Annotated in this window: 3 protein-coding genes and 1 pseudogene; 1 reads left to right on the top strand and 3 read right to left on the bottom strand. The window is 72.8% G+C overall.

What is annotated here, in order from left to right; translation table 11 throughout:
- Positions 1-624: pseudogene (locus C2142_RS37495) on the bottom strand (hypothetical protein); the annotation flags it as partial.
- A gap of 361 nt (positions 625-985) precedes the next feature.
- On the opposite strand from C2142_RS37495, the gene C2142_RS37490 reads away from it, so the two are divergent.
- Complete coding sequence (locus C2142_RS37490; RefSeq protein WP_148647187.1) at positions 986-1,693, top strand: ABC transporter ATP-binding protein; 708 nt, start codon at positions 986-988, stop codon at positions 1,691-1,693.
- Between the two features lie 215 nt (positions 1,694-1,908).
- Here C2142_RS37490 and C2142_RS37485 read toward each other — a convergent pair whose 3' ends face one another.
- Both C2142_RS37485 and C2142_RS37480 read right to left on the bottom strand, forming a co-directional pair.
- On the bottom strand, positions 1,909-2,184 hold the full coding sequence (locus C2142_RS37485; protein WP_148647186.1) for a hypothetical protein: 276 nt from the start codon (positions 2,182-2,184) through the stop codon (positions 1,909-1,911).
- 1,033 nt (positions 2,185-3,217) lie between these two features.
- The gene (locus tag C2142_RS37480) at positions 3,218-3,790 is read right to left on the bottom strand and encodes a histidine phosphatase family protein (RefSeq protein ID WP_148647185.1); all 573 of its coding nucleotides are present in this window, start codon (positions 3,788-3,790) and stop codon (positions 3,218-3,220) included.
- Positions 3,791-4,038: the final 248 nt, after the last annotated feature.

The raw sequence follows: 4,038 nt of genomic DNA, 5'->3' as shown, positions 1-4,038 counted from the left end.
GCGCACCACGAGCGGCGACCCGTCGTAACGGTCCTCCAGCCGCACCTCCGCCGGCAGCGCGGACGCAGTGAGGCCGAGCCGCGCGAGCACGGCCTGCGGCACCGCCGCCTCCACCGCCCCCGGCCCGGTGACACCCGCCGCCGCCGGCCAACCACCCGCCAGCAGGGTGACACGCCGATGGTCGAGCGCCGCGAGCACGGTGAGCTCGGGCCCCTTCACGGGGGCGGTGGCCGGCTGGATGCCCGACGCGTTGCCGGGCTGGGTGCCGGTGCCAGTGCCAGGCTGGGTGCCGGACGACTGCGCCGGGCTCTGCGGGAGCCCGTAGGAGCGGCTGCGGGCGACGGTCTCGGTGTGCACCGGCAGGTCCCCGAAGAGCCTTCCGGCGTAAGCGCCCACCGCCGCATCGTCCTTGGGCCGCTTGTCGAGTCCGTGGTCGGCACCGACCAGCACGGTGGTCCTCGCGCGGACCGGCCCTTGGAGCGCCTGGCGCAGCCCGGCCTCCCCCACGGTGCGGTTGAACGCCACCAGCGCCGTGAGCACTGCGGTGGTGATCAGCACCGTGAGCAGGACCGCGGCGGCCAACGGCAGTCGCCCGCGCAGACGGCGCACGACGAAGCCGAGCATCCCGTTCCTCCCCCAGTACATTCCGGTCCCGCGCAGCTCTCCCCCGTCCGGGCACGTCTCTGCCACGGGATGGACGCCTGTCGCGTACCGCTACGGTGATCACCGGCGATTGATCACCGGATAGCGGACGACTCTGTCAGAACCGATCCACGAACGGAAGGGACTTGCGCGAATCATGTAACTAGTGAGCAAATTCTCGGCAATGGCGACACCGCGATCGGCCTTTCCTTCCGATGCGAGGACTCGTCAGCAATCCGATATCGCCATGCACACCTCATCAAGACCACTTCGCCGCCCGGCCGAGTCGGCCGGGGAACGCCCGAAGCACACCCGACTCGCAACACACCCAGGGGGACGCCGTATGACCCAGCAACCGGCCGGCACCGTCACCGCTCCCATGGTGGCCGCCACCGACCTCCACCGCAGTTTCGGCACCGGCGAACGCGCCGTGCACGCACTGCGCGGCGTCTCCTTCTCCCTCGGCCGGGGCGAACTCACCGCACTCAAGGGCCGGTCGGGCTCCGGCAAGACCACCCTGCTCAACCTGGTCGGCGGCCTCGACAGCCCGAGCAGCGGCACGATCTCACTGGACGGCACCGACCTCGCCGGACTCGACGAGGACGGACGGCTGGCGATCCGCCGCGACCGGATCGGCTTCGTCTTCCAGTCCTTCGGCCTGATCCCGGTCCTCACCGCCGCCGAGAACGTCGGAGTGCCGATGCGACTGCGCCGGACACCGGCCACGGAACGCGAGGAACGGGCACGCACCCTGCTCGCCCTGGTCGGACTCGCCGACCACGCCGACCAACGGCCCGGCGAACTCTCCGGCGGCCAGCAGCAACGCGTGGCCATCGCCCGCGCACTCGCCAACGAACCCGACCTGATCATCGCGGACGAACCCACCGGCCAGCTCGACTCCGAAACCGGCCGCTCGATCATGCAGCTCCTGCGCGCCGTCGTCCGCAGCGAGGGCGTCACCGCCCTGGTCGCCACCCACGACCAGACCCTCATGGGACTGGCCGACCGGGTGATCGAGCTCCGCGACGGCAAACTGGCCGAAGAGGCCTGAGCAAGCCGGCCCGACAGGTCTGCCCGATCGGGCCACCCCGCCCTTCCCGGCCGGGAAGGCAGGGCGCGCCCGCGACGGACGGATGGGCGGTGCGGCGCGGACCGGTTCGGGTCCGGCCGTGCCACCGGACCGGCCCCACGCCAAACCGGCCCCACGCCAGGCCGACCGGGCCCACCAGGGGCACCGCACGCCTGCCGGGCCGTCCACCGGGCCCCTCAGAGCGACCTGAGCGCGGCCTCGCACTCGCGGCAGCGCCGGGTGCGCTGCGACGGCGGGTACCAGGGATCGCCCGGACCGGCCGGCTGGTAAGCCTCCCGTTCGAGGTCTCCGGTGTCGATCCCGCAGAACGTGACCGGGCCCGGGTCCTCCGGCACGTCCGGATCGGGCGGCGCCGCGTGCACCCACCGGACCCGGGCACCCACATCCACCTCGCCCGCGTCCAGCACCTCCGTGGACGGCTCCAGCTCGACCAGTACGACCACTCCGCTCATACCTCGACCCTGCGCCCCGCCGGCACCGGCCGCATCCCGGCCCGGCGGCCGGGCCCCGACGAGGCACCCGCCGGCCGCCACCGGGCACCACGAGGCACCACTGGAACCGGGCCGACGCCGGGGACCGCCGACGGCGCCGGTGGGCGTCCGCACAGACACCGGGAGCGCCGTCCCGTCCACGGCACGGGCAGCTTCTTCAGGGAAAGGGAATGCGAGCACCCGGGTTCCCGCTGACGCAGATGCCCGCACGACGACAGGATCAGGTACCGCATCACACCGGGGCGGAAGACCGGGGAATCCCGATTCGCCGACCAGGATTCGACCAAGGCCCGGCTCGCCGGGGTCTCCCCCGCGCGCAGGAATTCCCCGCCGGGTCTGCACACGGCAGAGCGCATCAGGAAATACGGCAGTACGCAGTTCTCGGCCTGCACCACCGGGTGCTGGAAAGGCCGGCGCCATCAGGGTCGTGGGAGCGTTCATCGGGTGATTCCAAGAGCGCCTCGGCAGTTCCGCACCACCGCACCCACTGACCGGTGGGGCACCCGGGCCGGACCGTTCGCGCAGACAATGCTGCCCCTGATCACCGGGAGCCCGCCCCGTCCACCGTGCTCCGACGCGCTCCAGGACCGCACCAAGGCCGCTCCAGGGCCACTCCCGAGCCGACGAACGGGAGAGCGGCCGAGCCGGGTTGCGGCCCGGGCGGACGGCGCGTCAGATCAGAGGACCTTCCACCCCCGGTGCGGGTTCCCCTTCACGAGGTCCTGGTATGACGGTTCATCAGATACCCCACGTGAGCGGCACATCCGCCGATGATGATCACCGTACCGATGGAATACGAAGCCTCACGTCGCGTACGACCGGTCGGGCACACCACAGCAGTCCTTCGGCCATCGGGCCGGAGCAGCGGGGCCCGAAGATGTTCCACTCCGGTCGGCTGTCCTCTCCGGAGCAAGGCCACCGAATACTTCGAGGTGGCTGTGCGGATTGAGCCGGTGCCACGTGCCGCCGGGGCGGCCGGCGGGCCCGTCCGCGCTCAGGAAGGCGTCAGATCAGCCCCGCAGCGGAGGTTCCACCGCCCTGCGCGCCCCGAAAGCTCGGTGGCCGACAGTGGCCGGACGTCGAGCCTCCAGAACGCCGCCGCGGGAAGGCCGAGCGCGTGGACCACGGCCGCCCGGACCACCGCGGGTTCGGCCACCGCCAGCACGCGTCCGGGGTGGTCGGCCAGGGCCTCCAGCCAGCCACCGACACGGGCGCACAGGGCCGTGACCGACTCGCCGCCGTGGGGAGCGGCCGTCGGGTCGGCCAGCCAGGCCGAAACGGCCATCGGCTGGGCCGCGGCGATCTCGTCGAGGCTGTGGCCGCGCCAACTGCCGACGTCGAGGTCGGCCAGTGCCGCGGCCGGTTCGGCGTCGACGCCGAGCGCAGCGGCGGTCAGGCGGCAGCGGCTGGAGGGGGCCGTGAAACCCCGGGGTGTCGCCGGCAACGAGCCCGCCGCCGCACGGGCGGCCGCCAGGCCCGCCGCGTCCGGCGGAGCGTCGTCGCCGAACCGGGCCCCCCGCAGTTCGGCTCCGATCGCCGGTGCGACGAAGATCACGCGCACGGTCATCCGATGTCCTCCCGTTCCCTCCAGTGCTCCGTCGCGCGCATACGTACGGGAATCCGTGGCCCCGCTTCGCGCCCGTCGTGCGCCCGTGAGCCCGGCCGAAACCCTTGGCCGGGCGCCCGCGACACGGTACCGTCCCTGCCACAACTCAAGACGACGGTGTGCGGAAGCCGGTGAGAACCCGGCACGGTCGCGCCACTGTGAAGCCGCCCGGCCGACGTGACGTCCCGGGGCGGTGAGTCCGCCCCCGT

Source organism: Streptomyces sp. CB01881 (assembly GCF_002953255.1).
In the GTDB taxonomy this organism is placed as follows: Bacteria; Actinomycetota; Actinomycetes; order Streptomycetales; family Streptomycetaceae; genus Kitasatospora.
The sequence above is the reverse complement of the archived record's forward strand: the minus strand, read 5'-3'. Positions and strand labels throughout refer to the sequence as shown.

Excerpts from the sequence above, each read along its gene's own strand:
- C2142_RS37485 (WP_148647186.1), bottom strand. The coding sequence starts at position 2,184 with ATGAGCGGAGTGGTCGTACTGGTCGAGCTGGAGCCGTCCACGGAGGTG.
- C2142_RS37490 (WP_148647187.1), top strand. The coding sequence starts at position 986 with ATGACCCAGCAACCGGCCGGCACCGTCACCGCTCCCATGGTGGCCGCC.
- C2142_RS37480 (WP_148647185.1), bottom strand. The coding sequence starts at position 3,790 with ATGACCGTGCGCGTGATCTTCGTCGCACCGGCGATCGGAGCCGAACTG.